Annotated in this window: 1 protein-coding gene; it reads left to right on the forward strand. The window is 43.3% G+C overall.

Features of this window, described 5'->3' with window-relative positions:
- Positions 1-287 precede the first annotated feature (287 nt).
- The coding region (locus tag J5M58_RS26360) for a hypothetical protein (RefSeq protein WP_207880288.1) at positions 288-501 on the forward strand (214 nt) is incomplete at its 3' end.

The following is a 501-nucleotide window of genomic DNA, read 5'->3' on the forward strand; positions in this document are numbered from 1 at the left end:
TTATTACTCATGGGGAGCACCAACTAGACAAGCAGAACAAGGTGACATCTTGCTTGTTGATAATGACTATGATTTTTGGGTATGTACGCTGAAAAATGGTGGGTTTTGGGAAAAATACCCTTTTGAAGAACTACCAGCAGAATATAAAGCTTGGCTTCTATTGGTTGGTATTTAGCAATCACATACAATCCTTATGCGGCCTGCCGGCCGCTTCGTTGAATTGTTCGTGAGAGAACGAGTTGAGAGCATTCCGCAAGGGATGCTCTCTTTTTTTATTTGGAGCTCAGATGGAAATAAAAAACCAAGGATGGCTCATCTTCAAAACAGATAAGGGTTGGGAGATGAAGACAGTCTCCAACGCTGAAGACCTAATCTCCGCTGTAGAAGGTACGTATTGGCTTCAGGTAAACGCAATGCCTAAAGCCAAAGCACAAGGGTCAAATTGGAATTACGCATTCCACCAAATACCACCACAGGTGCTTACATGGGCAACCCTACTAC

It is taken from the genome of Pseudomonas sp. 32_A (genome assembly GCF_017490905.1).
In the GTDB taxonomy this organism is placed as follows: Bacteria; Pseudomonadota; Gammaproteobacteria; order Pseudomonadales; family Pseudomonadaceae; genus Aquipseudomonas; species Aquipseudomonas inefficax.